Genomic DNA, 15,455 nt, shown 5'->3' on the forward strand with positions numbered 1-15,455 from the left:
TCAAAAAACGTCAGGATCGACTGAAAGGCCAAGCAATTCCCTTTGCGTTCGCCCCGCGCGATGATAAACGAGCGCCATGACGACCAAGACGCTTTCCAACATTCGCAACTTCTCCATCGTGGCCCACATCGACCACGGCAAGTCCACACTTGCCGATCGGTTGATCCAGATGACGGGAACGGTGACCGATCGTGAGATGCAGGAGCAGCTCCTCGATAGCATGGATATCGAGCGCGAGCGCGGCATCACGATCAAGGCGCAGACCGTGCGCCTGATCTATGACGCCAAGGATGGCCAGCAGTACATCCTGAACCTCATCGACACCCCGGGTCACGTCGACTTTGCCTATGAAGTCTCGCGCTCACTCGCGGCGTGCGAAGGCTCACTGCTGGTCGTCGATGCCTCCCAGGGCGTTGAGGCCCAGACACTGGCGAACGTCTATCAGGCTATCGACAACAACCATGAGATCGTCCCTGTGCTGAACAAGGTCGATCTTCCTGCTGCTGAACCAGATCGAATTCGCGAGCAGATCGAGGACGTCATCGGTATCGATGCCTCAGAAGCCTGCATGATCTCGGCAAAGACAGGTCTTGGTGTCGATACGGTTCTTGAAGCGATTGTCGAAAAGCTGCCGGCCCCTGAAGGCGACCCGGGCGCACCGCTGAAGGCGATGCTCGTCGACAGCTGGTACGACACCTATCTCGGTGTCATGGTTCTTGTGCGTATCATTGACGGCTCTCTCAAGAAGGGCCAGAAGATCAAGATGATGGGCACCGGCGCCAGCTACGAGCTCGACCGTGTCGGCGTCATGACGCCCAAATTCCTGCAGGTCGACGAACTCAAGTCCGGCGAGATCGGCGTCTTTACCGCCTCGATCAAGGAAGTCGCCGACACCCGCGTCGGTGACACCATCACCGACGAGCGCAAACCATGCGCGAAGGCCTTGCCGGGCTTCAAACCTGCCCAGCCGGTGGTTTTCTGCGGTCTTTTCCCTGTCGACGCCAACGACTTCGAGGACCTGCGCGCCGCGATGGGCAAGCTGCGCCTGAATGATGCCAGCTTCTCCTTCGAGATGGAGACTTCGGCAGCACTTGGTTTCGGTTTCCGGTGCGGCTTCCTGGGTCTCCTGCACCTGGAAATCATTCAGGAACGCCTGTCCCGCGAGTTCAATCTGGACCTCATCGCGACGGCACCCTCCGTGGTCTACCAGATGTCGATGACGGACGGCTCCGACGTCGAGCTTCACAACCCGGCAGACATGCCGGACGTGGTCAAGATCTCCGAAATCCGCGAGCCGTGGATCCGCGCCAACATCATGACGCCGGACGAATACCTTGGCGGCATCCTGAAGCTTTGCCAGGAACGCCGCGGTCTGCAAATCGACCTGTCCTATGTCGGCTCCAGAGCCATGGTGTCTTATGACCTGCCGCTCAACGAAGTCGTTTTCGACTTCTATGACCGGTTGAAGTCAATCTCGAAGGGCTATGCTTCCTTCGACTACCAGATCTCGGACTATCGTGCCGGCGACCTCGTTAAGATGTCGATCCTGGTCAACGAAGAGCCCGTAGATGCACTGTCGGTGCTTGTCCACCGCAGCCAGGCCGAACGCCGTGGCCGTGCGATGGTGGAAAAGCTCAAGGAGCTGATCCCGCGCCACATGTTCAAGATCCCGATCCAGGCAGCTATTGGCGGCCGTGTGATCGCGCGTGAAACCCTGTCTGCACTGCGCAAGGACGTGACCGCAAAGTGTTACGGCGGCGATGCCACGCGTAAGCGCAAGCTTCTGGAAAAGCAGAAGGCGGGTAAAAAGAAGATGCGTCAGTTCGGCAAGGTGGAGATCCCGCAGGAGGCCTTCATTCAAGCCCTCAAGATGGACGACTGAATACCTCTCGGCATCGGAAATTCGAAGCCAGACAAGAAAAGCCCCGAAGAGCACAGGCTCTACGGGGCTTTTTTTCATTATTGAGGCTCTACTTAGCCATGCGCATCCGCGACAGCGCGACGAACGCTTTCCGCAGCCGCGGCAATCGCCGGCACGTTCAGAGTTGACGGATCGCCACCCAGGATCGTCACGATCGCAGTGACGGTATCGTTTGTGATCGGCAGACCTTTGTCGGATGCCGTGCCGAGCGTGATGGCCATCAGGTCGACACCAACTGTCGTGCCTGGCAGGGTCGTGACATTGTTGATTGCGTCCCGGAAAACCGCGAGATTTTCCAAGGGTGAGTCGACGATCTTGGCATTATCCCAGTCGGCAACATGGGCAATGTATGCATCGACACTCGCATAAGCATCGGTATTGATGCTGTAAACCGTACTCGTCACAAGCTCCTGACGTGCACGGTCGAGGACATTGCTCGGCGAGCGGGCGACGTTCAAACGTCCCAATTCGACTTCCGGAATTCCTTCCTGAGCCCATACCGGCTTGCTGCGTGACTCGCCAGGCTTGCCGTATTTCGGGCCACGGCCATCGGAATCATCCTCGGATGAGGATGCGTTGTCATGACCACCTTTCTTGCCGCCGGAACTGTGGCTGTCGCTTCCGCCGCTATGGCTGTCCCCACCATCGGAGTGTCCGCCACCGCCACCGGAATGGCCTCCACCGCCGCCTTGGCCGCCGCCACCCTGGCCGCCTCCGCCGCCGCCGTGACCACCACCACCTTGACCACCTCCGCCTTGGCCGCCTCCGCCACCATGGTTGTCAGCCATGGCCACGGTTACGAAATGAAACCCATCGACCTGAGATGTAATGAAAGCAACGCCACCCAGCAGCATTGCAGCGACTGAGGTCGCCCCAATTGTTTTCTTGAAACTACCAATACCAGACATGTTTTGATCCTCCGTCCAACACACTTCCTGCTTGCGCTGGAGCCGGATCTTACTTTCAGAAAGGGCGAACTAATTGACCTGCGTCAAACCTCGTGTTTCTACTCAGGGCTGCAAGGCAGGTGACTTCGCCAAGGGTTGAGTTCGTTCCGGCCGACGCGCTATTGTTGCGTACCCGCAACAACCTCGTCATTTTCCCTGAGTTTTTCCGCCATTTTGAATTAATGCCTTTCGAGACGACCTCGGAACAGTTAGGATTTCTCGAAACTATGGGCTTTCTATTTCAGATTTTGAGATCAGGTGATTATGACGGACCGGAAAATCAGATGCGCGCTGGCAGCGCTTTCGATGATCGTAGTCACTTCCCCGACCGCCGCGTTTGCAGATGACTTTTCTCTGCTGTCCTCCCTTTACGTTCGAGGCGAGGCAGGTGCTGCATTCCTGGGTGAGAACCGGGGTTACTGGCGGGGGCCTGGCGCTGGCGCAGAACGAGTTACGTTCTCACTCAATGACAACACGTCTTTCACGGGCATGGTCGGAATTGGTTCGGAAGTCATTCCGGGTGTGCGTGGCGACCTTTCCCTTGGATATCTGAGTGAGATGCAGGTGCAGGGGCGCCGTATTGCTCCGTCAGGTATCCACGCCGACCACCAGAAAGGTGACGTCTCGTCCTGGCAGGTCATGGCCAATATCTTCGTAGAGCCACTCACCCTCGCGGGCCAGGACTTCCCGATAAACCCCTTTATTACTGGCGGCTTGGGCGTTTCGTTCAACAAGATGGGCGAGTGGACCCGGCGTCGAGACGACCTCGCGACGAGTGATCCAGATTACGAGCGCAGCTTCACTGGCGCGACTTCGACTGAATTCGCTTGGAGCATCGGCGGTGGTGTCACGGCGGAACTGAACGAGATCTTCGGTTTTTCCCAGCCGGTCTATCTTGATCTGACCTATCGTTACATGGACTTGGGCAAGGTGAAGGGCGGATACAGGCAAACCGACGGCAATGGACCGTCTCCGCGCGAATCTTTCAACTTCGACCTCGTAAACCACGTTGCGACTGTCGGTGTCCGCATACCGTTCTCGATGAACTGAGTACCTCACGCCGGCGGCACAGGACAGCGGCTCTGGTGAAGAGATATCCTTTGAAAGCCCGGGTGCCAAGCAGCCGGGCTTTTTCGTTCCCAGACTCCAGGAAGTACCTCGCACACTGCGCTTGCCCTTCCCGGCGAGTTGGCTAGACTTCACCAACCATGACCCACAAGCTCACCAGAACGCTGACGTCTCGCCGATACCCACATCTTCAGGGTCCGGCCTGCGGCCGATTTACGGCCTGAGATCTCGCGCGAGTGCGCCAGGCGGACAAGTTCCCGTTATTTCTGGATGAACTCCCGGCGCCTGGCTTCAGAAACTGGCTCTTCGCCGTGGCATCCTCGCGCATTTCTGCTAAAAGAGCCGTCAACTTTCCTAATCGCCAAATGAGCGCCATGGCGCCGACCGACATATCGAGCACACATGTCCGATCTGAACATACTTGAAACCGAACTTCTTTCAGCCATTGAAGACGCTTCAAGCGCGTCCGGCCTGGAAGACATCCGAGTTGCGGCCTTGGGCAAGAAGGGCAGCATTTCCGAACTGATGAAGACGCTCGGCAAGATGTCTCCCGAAGAACGTCAGACCATGGGACCCGCGCTTAACGGATTGAAGGCGCGCATCACCGACGCGATTTCCGCCCGCAAGGACGTTTTGGAGGAGGCCGCGCTTGAAGCCCGGCTGGCAAGCGAGAGCGTCGACGTCACGCTGACGCTACGCCCCTCGCCTCTCGAAACCGGCCGCATCCATCCGGTCAGCCAGGTCATCGACGAACTGACGGCCATCTTCGCCGACATGGGTTTCTCGGTCGCGGAAGGCCCGGACATCGAAACCGATGATCTGAACTTCACGGCGCTGAATTTCCCGGAAGGCCATCCGGCACGCGAAATGCACGACACGTTCTTCTTCAACCCGAAGGAAGACGGAGAGCGCCTGCTGCTCCGTACCCACACGTCTCCCGTCCAGATTCGCACCATGCGGAACCAGGAGCCGCCGATCCGAGTGATTATCCCGGGTCGGACGTATCGCTGCGACAGCGACCAGACCCATACGCCCATGTTCCACCAGGTTGAAGGCCTCGTCATAGACAAGGGTTCGCATTTTGGCCACCTCAAGTGGATCCTCGAGGAATTCTGCAAGGCGTTCTTCGAAGTCGATGACATCAAGATGCGCTTCCGCCCTTCCTTCTTCCCGTTCACGGAACCGTCCATGGAAGTGGACATCCAGTGCGATCGCTCCGGTGCCGAGTTGAAGATCGGTGAAGGCAACGACTGGCTGGAGATCCTAGGCTGCGGCATGGTCCATCCGAACGTCATCCGCAATTGCGGTCTCGACCCGGACGTCTATCAGGGCTTCGCCTGGGGCATGGGAATCGACCGTATCGCCATGCTGAAATACGGCATGCCGGACCTGCGCGCGTTCTTCGACGCGGATGTCCGCTGGATCCAGCATTATGGCTTCCGCCCGCTCGACATGCCGACACTATTCGGCGGCCTGTCCTCCTGAGGAAGTACTCGCATTCGTTGAACGGGAAAGGCCCGGCCCTATGCACATGATGAGCCGTCTCTTTGTATCGCTTTTTGTCGTTGCTGGACTTCTGACCGCAGCAATTGGCTCGATCCAAGCCCAGGAAAAGACAACCTCGGATCGCGTCGCTACGCCGACGTCTTTCCTCGAAGCCTGTGCGGACAAGATCGAGAGCCGTGGCCGGCTCCGCTTCTGCGACACCTACTTCCGGGAAAAGCTCGGTACGCAGGCGGACGCACTCCTGTACCTGCGCGACCGGATTACCGGGCTGCGCGCCTCGCATGAGGAAGCCGCGAAGGACAAGTACGACAGCTTCCTGTCAGCCATCTACATCGTTTCGTTCCTGACCATCGTCTCGATCGTTCTGGTCGCCAGTGACCGCCGCATTCCTGGTACCGCGAAATGGGCGAGCCTTGCGACATCAGCCGCCCTTCTTGTGATGGTTGGCGTCAGCGCGCTGGGGTGGCTTGGAAAATATCGCGCCGAATATTCGGCCCAAGTCGAACTCGGAATTCTCCGTGACCGCATCGAGGCAGAGGCGGCGCAAGTGATCGCAACGGGTGGAGACGTTACGCCAGCGATGGTCGTGACATGGACTCAGGAGCTCACGGCGATAGGGCAACGCTTCGCCAACAACTACGGCGATGCCTCCATCCTTCCGGAAGTCGACCGGTTCCACAGTTCAAATTAACGGGTTAGCCCCGGCACATCAGAGATTTCCCGGTGTCCGGCACCGGCCACAAACGAAGAGCAAACCGATGAAATTCACCCTGTCCTGGTTGAAGGAACACCTTGAGACCGATGCCAGCCTCGACGAGATCGTCGAAAAGCTGACGATGATCGGCCTTGAAGTCGAAGAAGTGGTCGACCGCGCCGAACAGCTTGCCTCCTTCAAGATCGCCAAGGTCCTCGAAGCCGCACCTCATCCCAACGCGGACCGTCTCCAGGTGCTGAAGGTCGATACCGGGGAAGGCGAACCGGTACAGATCGTTTGCGGCGCTCCGAATGCCCGGGCCGGCCTTCTTGGCGTTCTCGGACGCCCCGGCGACTACGTCCCCGGCCTCGACATCAAGCTGTCCGTCGGCAAGATCCGCGACGTGGAAAGCTTCGGGATGATGTGCTCCGAGCGCGAACTTGAGCTGTCGGACGAACATACCGGCATCATCGATCTGCCCGCCGATGCCCCCGTGGGCGTCTCCTATGCAGAATGGGCAGGGCTCAGTGATCCGGTGATTGAGATCGGGCTAACGCCGAACCGTCCCGACTGCACGGGTGTCTACGGTATCGCCCGCGATCTGGCCGCCGCCGGCGTCGGCAAGCTGAAGGAGCGCAGCCACGATCAGGTCCGCGGCAGCTTCCCCTGTCCGGTCAGCGTCAAGCTGGACGTGGAAACGGAAAAGCCTTTCTGCCCTGCCTTCGGTCTCCGCCTCGTTCGGGGTGTGAAGAATGGACCGTCGCCAAAGTGGATGCAGGACCGCTTGCTGGCGATCGGCCTTCGTCCGATCAACGCGCTTGTCGACATCACCAACTACATGACGTTCGACCAGGGTCGTCCGCTTCACGTCTTCGATGCTGCCAAGGTGCAGGGTAATCTGGTTGTTCGGCGCGCCAATCAGGGCGAGAGCCTCGAAGGCCTGAACGGCAAGACCTATGAACTCGATGAGAGCGTTTACGTCATTGCCGACGATAACGGCCCTGAAAGCCTTGCTGGTATCATGGGCGGCGAACACTCCGGTTCTACCGAGGATACGGTCGACGTGTTGATCGAGTCCGCGCTCTGGAATCCGGACATGATTGCCGCAACCGGACGAAAGCTCGGCATCAACACCGACGCGCGGTACCGCTTCGAGCGCGGTGTTGACCCGGATTACATGCTGCCGGGGCTGGAGGCAGCGACGAAGCTGGTCATCGAACTTTGCGGCGGGGAAGCCTCTGAAGTCGTCTGCGAAGGTAAAGTCCCGGACGACACCAACATCATCGAGTTTCCCTATTCGGAAGTGAAGCGTCTGTCAGGGATCGATGTACCGGTTGCCGAAATCAACATGGTTCTGAAGGCGCTTGGCTTCTGGATTTCCGGATCGGGCGAAACGGTGAAGGTCGCGGCTCCAAGCTGGCGACCGGATATCGAAGGCAAGGCCGACCTTGTCGAGGAAGTCGTTCGCATCATCGGCCTGGACCGCGTTATTTCCACTCCGCTTCCCAGAACCGGCAGCGTAGGCGCACAGGTCCTGACCACCGGCCAGATCCGCCGTGGAAAGGCCCGCCGTGCTCTTGCCGCGCGGGGCCTGAACGAAGCCGTGACCTGGTCGTTCGTTTCAAAGTCCGAAGCCGAGACCTTTGGCGGTGGCAAGCCGGAACTGGTCCTTGCCAATCCGATCTCATCGGACATGTCCGACATGCGCCCGAGCTTGCTTCCTGGCCTTTTGACTGCGGGACAACGGAACGCGGACCGTGGCTTCCCCGATGTTGCCCTGTTCGAAATCGGCCAGATTTTTGCGGGCGATCGGCCGGAAGATCAGAAAATGGTCGCTTCCGGTATTCGCCGCGGGACCGCTGTTCTCACCGGTTCCGGGCGTCACTGGTCCGGCGGAGCACAGACCGTCAATGTCTTTGATGCCAAGGCCGATGCCGCAGCGGCGCTGGCAGCCATCGGTGCACCGGTCGACAAGCTGCAAGTTTACAAGGACGCACCGGACTACTTCCATCCGGGCCGGTCGGGCTGTCTCAAGCTCGGCCCAAAGAACACGCTCGCCGTCTTCGGGGAATTGCATCCGCGCACTCTTGCTGCACTTGATGTCGAAGGCCCAGTGGTCGGTTTCGAGATCTATCTCGACAACCTGCCTCAGCCGAAAGGCAAATCGACCCGGTCGAAGGGAGCATTGAATGCGTCCGACCTCATGCCGGTACGCCGTGACTTTGCCTTTGTCGTCGACAAGGGTATCGACGCGGAAACACTGCTTAAGGCGGCGCGCGGTGCAGAAAAGACACTCATCGCCGACGTGACACTATTCGACGTCTACGAGGGCAAGGGTATTGCCGACGACAAGAAGTCACTCGCAATCGACGTGACGCTTCAACCGACGCAAAAAACCCTGACCGATGAGGAAATCGAGGCAGTCGCCAAGAAAATCATCGCGTCCGTGGAGAAGGCAACGGGTGGCACCCTGCGTGGGTAAAAACTCCTCAGTCTGACTGAAGCAAAGGCCGCTCCATCCCCTTGGAGCGGCCTTCGTCTATTCAGGCTGGTTCATCAACCGATGCAGGAGGTAAGCGGCGTTAGAATCGCGTAGGCTGCCGGAATATTGCTTTCAGAAATATGCACTCTTGGACTCTCGCATGCCGCATCCTGCCCCTTCCGTCCTTTCAGATCCCTACGCCACGTCGGAAGACCAACGCATCGACGCTCTGCGCGGGATCCTTCGCGGCGCACCGGCTGTTTGCGACATTCTACAGGCCATGTCCGATGTGTCTGCGCCTGATAGCTGGCTCGTATCCGGTGGCATCTACCAGACTGTCTGGAACGCTCTCACAGGCCGAAACCACGGTCATGGCATCAAGGATTACGACGTCATCTACTTCGATGGCACAGACCTGTCATACGAAGCGGAAGACGAGGTCATTACCGCTTTCGCCAAGGCTGTCCCTGCTCTTTCGCAAATGCTAGAGGTCCGCAATCAGGCACGCGTCCACCTGTGGTACGAGAAAAGGTTCGGTCGCCCCTATGCGCCTCTGACCTGCTCCCTCGAATCCCTGACGACTTATGCGGCCAAAACGCACGCGGTCGCCGTGAGGATCGGAAAGGATGGCGAGCTTGAAGTCCACGCTCCTTTCGGACTGGCAAATATTTTCGGGCTCAGGCTTACACCGAACCATGTGATGAACAACTCGGCCACCTATCGCGAGAAAGCAGCGCGCATGATCTCGCTCTGGCCGGAGCTAACTGTTGTACCGTGGGAGCAAACAGCTCCTGCCAAGTGATCAGTGCAAGATTTCGACTGGTATGAGACCACGTACGGAGTTGCCGAGATAGATGGCTTCCGCGTCACGCAGATCCCCGATACTGAGGTCTCCCTCGTACGCCAATCCATGTTCCAGGAGGCCTGCACGCAAGGTTCCCGGTAACAAGCCGTGCTGCAACGCCGGTGTCACCAGCTGCCCGTTACGCTGCAGGAATAGGTTGGTGAAGCTGCCTTCTGTCAGAAAACCATCTTCATTCGCAAAGATCACCTCTTGGCAACCTGTCAGGGCGGCGTAGCGCTCGCGCGCATCGTCGTAAAACTCACGGCGCGTGGTCTTGTGATAGAGGAATCTGTCCTTGGCAGACGTCGTTTCCTTCGCCAGCGCAACCTTCCAGGCGGACTGTGGCTGAGACGGTGGCAGATCGGTCTCCGTGACTGAAAGCGACCCTTGTGAGGACAGGACACACCGCACCCGTTTTGAGGTGGCGTAGCTTTCCGAGTGCCTCGAAAGAAGCGCTCGTGTTGCCTCCAGGTCGAACGAAAAGCCGAAATAGGCGGCGGACTCCTTCAGTCGCTGCAAATGCCGCTCCAGAAGAACAAAGCCTTCGTCCGGGTGAAACGCCATCGTCTCGAAGAGATCGAAGTGCTCCTGCGCTCCGGTCATGAAGTTGAGCTTGAGACGGCACTCGTCATATTCGGGTGAGGCTGCAGAGTCATAGACAACTCCGGAGCCTGCGCCGACAATCCCTGTTCCGTCATCACGAAGCACGAGCGTTCTGATTGCCACGTTGAAACAGAAATCACCCGAGGGCTCGAGAACGCCGATAGAGCCGGTATAGACCCCGCGTGGAGAACTCTCGAGCCGGTGCGCGATGGTCATGGCGCTCAGTTTTGGCGCCCCCGTGATAGATCCGCAGGGAAACAGGCTTTCAATGATCCCTGCAAAACCGACATGCGGCAAGAGATCGGCCTCGACCGTTGAGACCATCTGATGAAGGCTTTTGTAGCGCTCGACCTCACACAGACCGCTCACTTCAACGCTTCCGGTCCGGGCAATGCGTGACAAATCATTGCGCATCAGGTCCACGATCATGGTGTTTTCTGCAAGCTGCTTGGGATCTTTCGCCAATGCGGCGGCAATCATCCGATCCTCGTCAGGCGTCCTGCCTCGCGGCGCAGTGCCTTTCATGGGCTTCGTACGCAGGCTGTCTCCGGTGCGTTGCAGAAACAATTCCGGCGACAAGGACAGGATGCTTTGCCGTTCGAGCTTCAAAAATGCTGCATATGCAACGGGCTGTTGCTCCAACAACTGCAGAAAATTGGATTCAGCCGCTCCGTGATGGGTGTAGTGAGCACGCATGGTCAGGTTGACCTGGTAGATGTCCCCTGCAGCCAGGTGCCGCTGCACCTGCCTGAAAGCATCGTCATATCGCTCAGACTGCCACTCGAAGTCCGCAGAGCTCAAGCCGGCGGGATGTGAACCGGCCGTCCCCGCGAGCAACTCACGCGCCTCATCCAACGGCAGTTCCCTGGGTCGGTCATAGACACCAAACCAGGCCAGGAGCTCACCGTCGTGCTGCCAGAGTTTCGTCAATTTGGGCTCGAACGCGAAGCCAAGTTCATACGCCAGGAACCCGGCCACAAAACTGCCGCCGCACTGCTCCGCTTCCGCCTTCTCGAGACATTCCCTGACGCCATCGATGTGCCGGCACTCGATGATCCGTCTTGGCGCCTCGAAAAGTCGAGCCCGTTTCTCATTGAGGCAGTCGAGAAGCAGAACGCTTCCAACTTCAAGACCTGAAGATGTCATGGCGGATGGGTGGACTGACTTTGCGTTTTTGCGCCACCGGGTGGCGTCGTAGTGAGCGCTCTTTGCATTCCTGCGCGAACCGGTCAACCCTTTCGTTCCGAACGCAAGAAAGCCGGCCTTCCAAGGACCGGCTTTCTTCAACTCATCGTGTTGCGGCTGGTTTAGGCAGCCACATCCTTCAAGAAGTCGTTCACAGACATCCGCATGGATTCAGCCTCACGCTCAAGCTCCTCTGCCGAGTGAGCAACCGTTGCAGCAGATCCCGACGTCTGTGTCACCGCATCGCGCAAGCCGCCAATGTTGCTTGCCACCAGTCCGGTGCCGTTCATGGCTTCAGCCACATTGCGCGAAATGTCCTGGGTGGCGGCACCCTGCTGCTGAACAGCAGATGCGATCGCAGAGGTGTAGTTGTTGACCTCATCCATCGTTTCCGCGATTGCACCGATGGCCTGCACGGCATCCTTTGTTTCGTTCTGGATTGCAGAAATCTGGGCCCCGATCTCCTCGGTCGCCTTGGATGTCTGGTTCGCCAGTTCCTTGACCTCGGCTGCGACGACCGCAAAACCCTTGCCGGCTTCACCTGCACGGGCAGCCTCGATTGTCGCGTTCAGCGCCAGAAGGTTGGTCTGTTCGGCAATCGCCTGAATGAGCGTCACGACCTCACCGATCCGATTGGCAGCTTCTGCAAGGCCTGCAACCTTCTTGTTGCTGGTCTGCGCCCCTTCTGTCGCCTGGGCAACAATTGCGGTGGTCTGATCAACCTGACGTGAGATCTCACCGATAGAAGACGCCAGTTCCTCGGCTGCCGATGCCACTGTCTGAACGTTCGAGGAAGCAGTCTCGGAAGCATCAGCGGCAATGGATGTCCGTCCCGCCGTATCCTCTGCAACTTCACCCAAGGCCGCCGATGCCGAGCGCATTGCCCGGACCTGCTCGGTAACTGCCGACAGCTTGACTTCGATTTCTTCCCGGAAGTTGGAGATCCGTTCGCTTACGCGCAGCTGGCGGGAGCGGTCGTCGATGGATCTTTCTTCCTCGGCCTTCTGCATGGCTGTGGCTTGAATCTGAGCCGCTTGCGCTTCGCTGCGAGCGAAATCCGATGCATCGAATGCGTCCTGCAGCTGCTTGACAGTCCACCACAGGACTGCGACCTCCGCAACCACGACCACCGCGTGGAATATCACGCGCGGCAGGTCTGCACCGTTCGGGAACACCGCCCACGGCAGGGCAAAATTCAGAACGAGGTGATGAACTGCGACAACACCGGCATAGGCGATCAGCGCGCGCCAATCGACCCAACCTGCAAGGATCGCCAGCATGGCGAAAAAGTACATGTGAGCATCGAGCTGGTAGGACGTGGCCGGGTCATCACTCGCCATTCCGGCGACGAAAAGCGCCACGAGGGCCGCAAGCGAGACAGCCGTTGCAATGCGCGTCTCGACACCGGTCTTGAATTTCAGCCAAGTCGCGGTAGCTGCCGCCCCGAAAAGCAGAGCTGCCCCCGACATGGCAACCAAAGAAGTGGTGCCGTTCCAAGCGGTCGTGCCGATGACCAGCAAGACGTTCGCCCAGATAAAGAAGATAATGTACTTTGCGAAAGACGCTCGGAGCGCATCCAAGCCAGACATCTGAGCCATTTCATCATCCATATGAATTTCCTCCCCCATCTTCTTCAGAGGATTCCTGCGCAAGCCGTCGCAACAACCGACGACGCGACAAAAAACGCTCCGGAAGAGTAGAGGCGCCCCACCAGGCCTCCATCATCCGAGTCAGCGATTGCGACCCAGCCGGCCGAATCTGTCGAAAGAATTTGTCCGCCAGCGCGGGCCACGATTGACGCAGCCGGGTCACTCCATGGGCCGGCAAAAACGGCAACCTTGCCCGAAGGCCCTGGATGGAGAGCTGCCAGCAACATCACAAGGCACGTCGCCGAGAAATATGTGAAAACAAACTTCCTGGACATCTCTTTCACAACTCGTGCAAATCGCTGCCGGGTCGATCGACCCGCAGCGATAGAGAATGCCGTTATTGATTTAATAAACGGTTTCCCGACGCTACGTTATATTACGTAGAAGTCGCTGTGCTGAGACGCGTTGCAGGTAATTCGACTCGACTTAACTCCGGCATCATCTGCTGAACTGAGCACATCGCAATCGCTGGGACCAACCTGGCCGGTTCAAGCTCCCGGGCACCTCACACCAGTACCGGCAATGCCACAATAGCCTGACGGATTTTTCGCCAAGTACTGCTGGTGGTACTCCTCAGCGTAGTAAAACTCATTCAGCTCCTTCACCTCTGTGGTGATGGAATTGGGTCGCCCGGCCTCTTTCAAGGCTTCCTGATATCGGTCACGAGATGCGATCGCCACAGCGAGGTCATCGGCATTCGAAACATAAATGGCGGATCTATACTGTGTTCCGGTGTCATTGCCTTGGCGCATGCCTTGGGTGGGATCGTGGTTTTCCCAGAAAACTGCCAGTAGCCGTTCAAGGGAAACAATGTCGGGATCATAAGCAACCAGCACGACTTCGGTGTGGCCTGTCCGGCCGGTGCAGGTTTCATTATAGGTCGGGTTGGGCGTAAAGCCGCCAGCATATCCGACGGCAGTCACCCACACCCCATCAAGCTTCCAGAACAGTCGCTCCGCACCCCAGAAGCATCCCATACCTAGCAAGACTGTCTTCAGGTTTCCCGGAAACGGCGTTTCCTGAGAGCGACCGCTCACAAAATGGCTGAGTGTCGGGATAACACGATCAGGTCGCCCGGGAAGAGCCTCCTCCCTCGTGGGAAGTGCGAATTTCTTGGTCAGCATGGACATGAAAGACATTGCGGTTTCCCCGGGCGTTTTTACGCGTTGGTCGGATCAATTATAGGCGAATGCCGTTTCACGCGTCACTGAACGCCGTCCGACGACTAACGCCACCAAGCCAATGCCAGAGCATACCACCCAAGCCGGCCCTTCAAGAACATAGCGCGCTACGCTTTCCAGAAAAGTCCCCTGATCCGTAGAATAGAGACCGGAGATCAATGGCTTTGCAATCTCGGGCATTGCCAGCATCAAGAGCTCTGCCGTGGTTGAGATGGATAGAGAGGATTGTGCGATGCTTCGGCTCCCGTCTGCCACAAAGGCGACGACAGCCGCTGCCAGCAGAAGATATCCGGCAAGGCGAAAAACAAATCGAATAAGAGAAAACATTTCGAATTACCCAAAACCGTCCTTGTTGGTGGAAACGAGTCCAATCAGTAAAACAATCGGCAATGAAAAGGTTCCCGGCTCCGGCGCAGCGGAATTGCACACGCTACCCCTCCCGGACCGAGGCGAACGCAACGTAACGCAGTGTGCAGTGCATGCGCAATCAGGCAGGATAAAATCTTTTGTGATCGGGATGCGAGCTGGCGTAGACAGGACACAATCCACAGGCTGGATGCTGCGTTTAAAAAAACGCCTCACAGGTCCTTGCGCTTCCGCCTTTCGTCAGTATATTGCGCGACTTGCGAGCGGGGTTTGCCGCCGCAGACGGACAGGTGGCCGAGTGGCTGAAGGCGCACGCCTGGAACGCGTGTATACGGGCAACCGTATCGAGGGTTCGAATCCCTCTCTGTCCGCCATTTTTTAATTAGATTATTGATTTTTAATTCTAATAAGATTTTTCGATTGGCTGATGCCACACTCAGACCCACATAACGAACACCTCCCACAGCCTCACGTGATCAAGTGATTTTTCCCGTCTTTTGCGCTTGTATCGGGACGTAGCTGCTCTTACCCATGAACCACGCTAGGTTTGCCGGAGGTTGCTTGGTTTAAGTTATGCAGCCCCGGTCGTTTGTTCCAGCGTGGCGTAATAATGTTCCTCCGCTTCAGCTCGAGGAATGTTTGCTATGGGCTCCGGAAGGCGCTGGTAGTGGAACCAGTCATCCCATTCGAGTGTTGCGAATTCGACAGTTTCGAAGCTTTGCCACAGCCCCCGACGATGAATGACGTCGGCCTTTAAAGCCAGTTGATCGTTTCGGCGAGAGAATTGTCGCAGATGTCGTCGACACTTCCTATCGAGGGCTCGATATCTGCCTCAGCCAGCCGCTCCGATACCTGATCGACACATATTGAATATCCCTGTCAGAGTGGTGCACGAGGCCGCCTCCATGAATGGGGCGCCGATCATAAAGCGCTTGTTCCAGGGCCGTCACCTTCTGGGCCATCTCCGTCGGAATGCCAGCCCAGGCACGACTATCAACCTCGGACTTCA

Annotated in this window: 11 protein-coding genes, 1 tRNA gene and 1 pseudogene; 7 read left to right on the forward strand and 6 right to left on the reverse strand. The window is 57.9% G+C overall.

Annotation, left to right across the window (positions count from 1 at the left end; all coding sequences use genetic code 11):
• Window positions 1-76: 76 nt before the first annotated feature.
• Entirely contained in the window at window positions 77-1,882 is a 1,806-nt protein-coding gene (gene lepA / locus ACN0SY_RS14090) for a translation elongation factor 4 (protein ID WP_417688130.1), read from the forward strand.
• A gap of 92 nt (window positions 1,883-1,974) precedes the next feature.
• Here lepA and ACN0SY_RS14095 read toward each other — a convergent pair whose 3' ends face one another.
• Window positions 1,975-2,829 (reverse strand): hypothetical protein, encoded by an 855-nt coding sequence (locus ACN0SY_RS14095; RefSeq protein ID WP_417688132.1) that lies wholly within the window; start codon window positions 2,827-2,829, stop codon window positions 1,975-1,977.
• Window positions 2,830-3,132: 303 nt separating this feature from the next.
• Here ACN0SY_RS14095 and ACN0SY_RS14100 point away from each other — a divergent pair, with 303 nt between their 5' ends.
• From ACN0SY_RS14100 to ACN0SY_RS14120, 5 genes are all read left to right on the forward strand, one after another.
• Window positions 3,133-3,918, forward strand: a complete 786-nt coding sequence (locus ACN0SY_RS14100; protein ID WP_417688134.1) for an outer membrane protein — start codon at window positions 3,133-3,135, stop codon at window positions 3,916-3,918.
• Between the two features lie 420 nt (window positions 3,919-4,338).
• Window positions 4,339-5,421 (forward strand): phenylalanine--tRNA ligase subunit alpha, encoded by a 1,083-nt coding sequence (gene pheS / locus ACN0SY_RS14105; RefSeq protein WP_417688136.1) that lies wholly within the window; start codon window positions 4,339-4,341, stop codon window positions 5,419-5,421.
• A gap of 46 nt (window positions 5,422-5,467) precedes the next feature.
• Complete coding sequence (locus ACN0SY_RS14110) at window positions 5,468-6,133, forward strand: phenylalanyl-tRNA synthetase subunit alpha (RefSeq protein ID WP_417688138.1); 666 nt, start codon at window positions 5,468-5,470, stop codon at window positions 6,131-6,133.
• 67 nt (window positions 6,134-6,200) lie between these two features.
• Window positions 6,201-8,618 carry a phenylalanine--tRNA ligase subunit beta gene (pheT, locus tag ACN0SY_RS14115; RefSeq protein ID WP_417688140.1) on the forward strand — a complete coding sequence of 806 codons (2,418 nt, stop codon included), beginning with the start codon at window positions 6,201-6,203 and terminating at the stop codon, window positions 8,616-8,618.
• Between the two features lie 160 nt (window positions 8,619-8,778).
• Complete coding sequence (locus tag ACN0SY_RS14120; RefSeq protein ID WP_417688142.1) at window positions 8,779-9,420, forward strand: nucleotidyltransferase family protein; 642 nt, start codon at window positions 8,779-8,781, stop codon at window positions 9,418-9,420.
• On the opposite strand, the gene pabB is transcribed toward ACN0SY_RS14120, so the two are convergent.
• From pabB to ACN0SY_RS14140, 4 genes are all read right to left on the reverse strand, one after another.
• Window positions 9,421-11,211 carry an aminodeoxychorismate synthase component I gene (gene pabB / locus ACN0SY_RS14125; protein WP_417688144.1) on the reverse strand — a complete coding sequence of 597 codons (1,791 nt, stop codon included), beginning with the start codon at window positions 11,209-11,211 and terminating at the stop codon, window positions 9,421-9,423.
• A 161-nt stretch (window positions 11,212-11,372) separates the two neighbouring features.
• Complete coding sequence (locus tag ACN0SY_RS14130) at window positions 11,373-12,860, reverse strand: methyl-accepting chemotaxis protein (protein ID WP_417688146.1); 1,488 nt, start codon at window positions 12,858-12,860, stop codon at window positions 11,373-11,375.
• 527 nt (window positions 12,861-13,387) lie between these two features.
• A complete protein-coding gene (gene msrA, locus ACN0SY_RS14135; protein ID WP_417688148.1) occupies window positions 13,388-14,038 on the reverse strand; it encodes a peptide-methionine (S)-S-oxide reductase MsrA in 651 nt (216 codons plus the stop codon).
• Between the two features lie 36 nt (window positions 14,039-14,074).
• Entirely contained in the window at window positions 14,075-14,407 is a 333-nt protein-coding gene (locus ACN0SY_RS14140; RefSeq protein WP_417688150.1) for a hypothetical protein, read from the reverse strand.
• A 323-nt stretch (window positions 14,408-14,730) separates the two neighbouring features.
• Here ACN0SY_RS14140 and ACN0SY_RS14145 point away from each other — a divergent pair.
• Window positions 14,731-14,820, forward strand: a tRNA-Ser gene (locus tag ACN0SY_RS14145).
• A 197-nt stretch (window positions 14,821-15,017) separates the two neighbouring features.
• Here the strand turns inward: ACN0SY_RS14145 and ACN0SY_RS14150 are convergent.
• Window positions 15,018-15,390: pseudogene (locus ACN0SY_RS14150) on the reverse strand (IS3 family transposase); the annotation flags it as partial.
• Window positions 15,391-15,455 lie beyond the last annotated feature (65 nt).

Origin of the sequence: Roseibium sp. (assembly GCF_048261595.1) — a bacterium.
Classification (GTDB): domain Bacteria; phylum Pseudomonadota; class Alphaproteobacteria; order Rhizobiales; family Stappiaceae; genus Roseibium.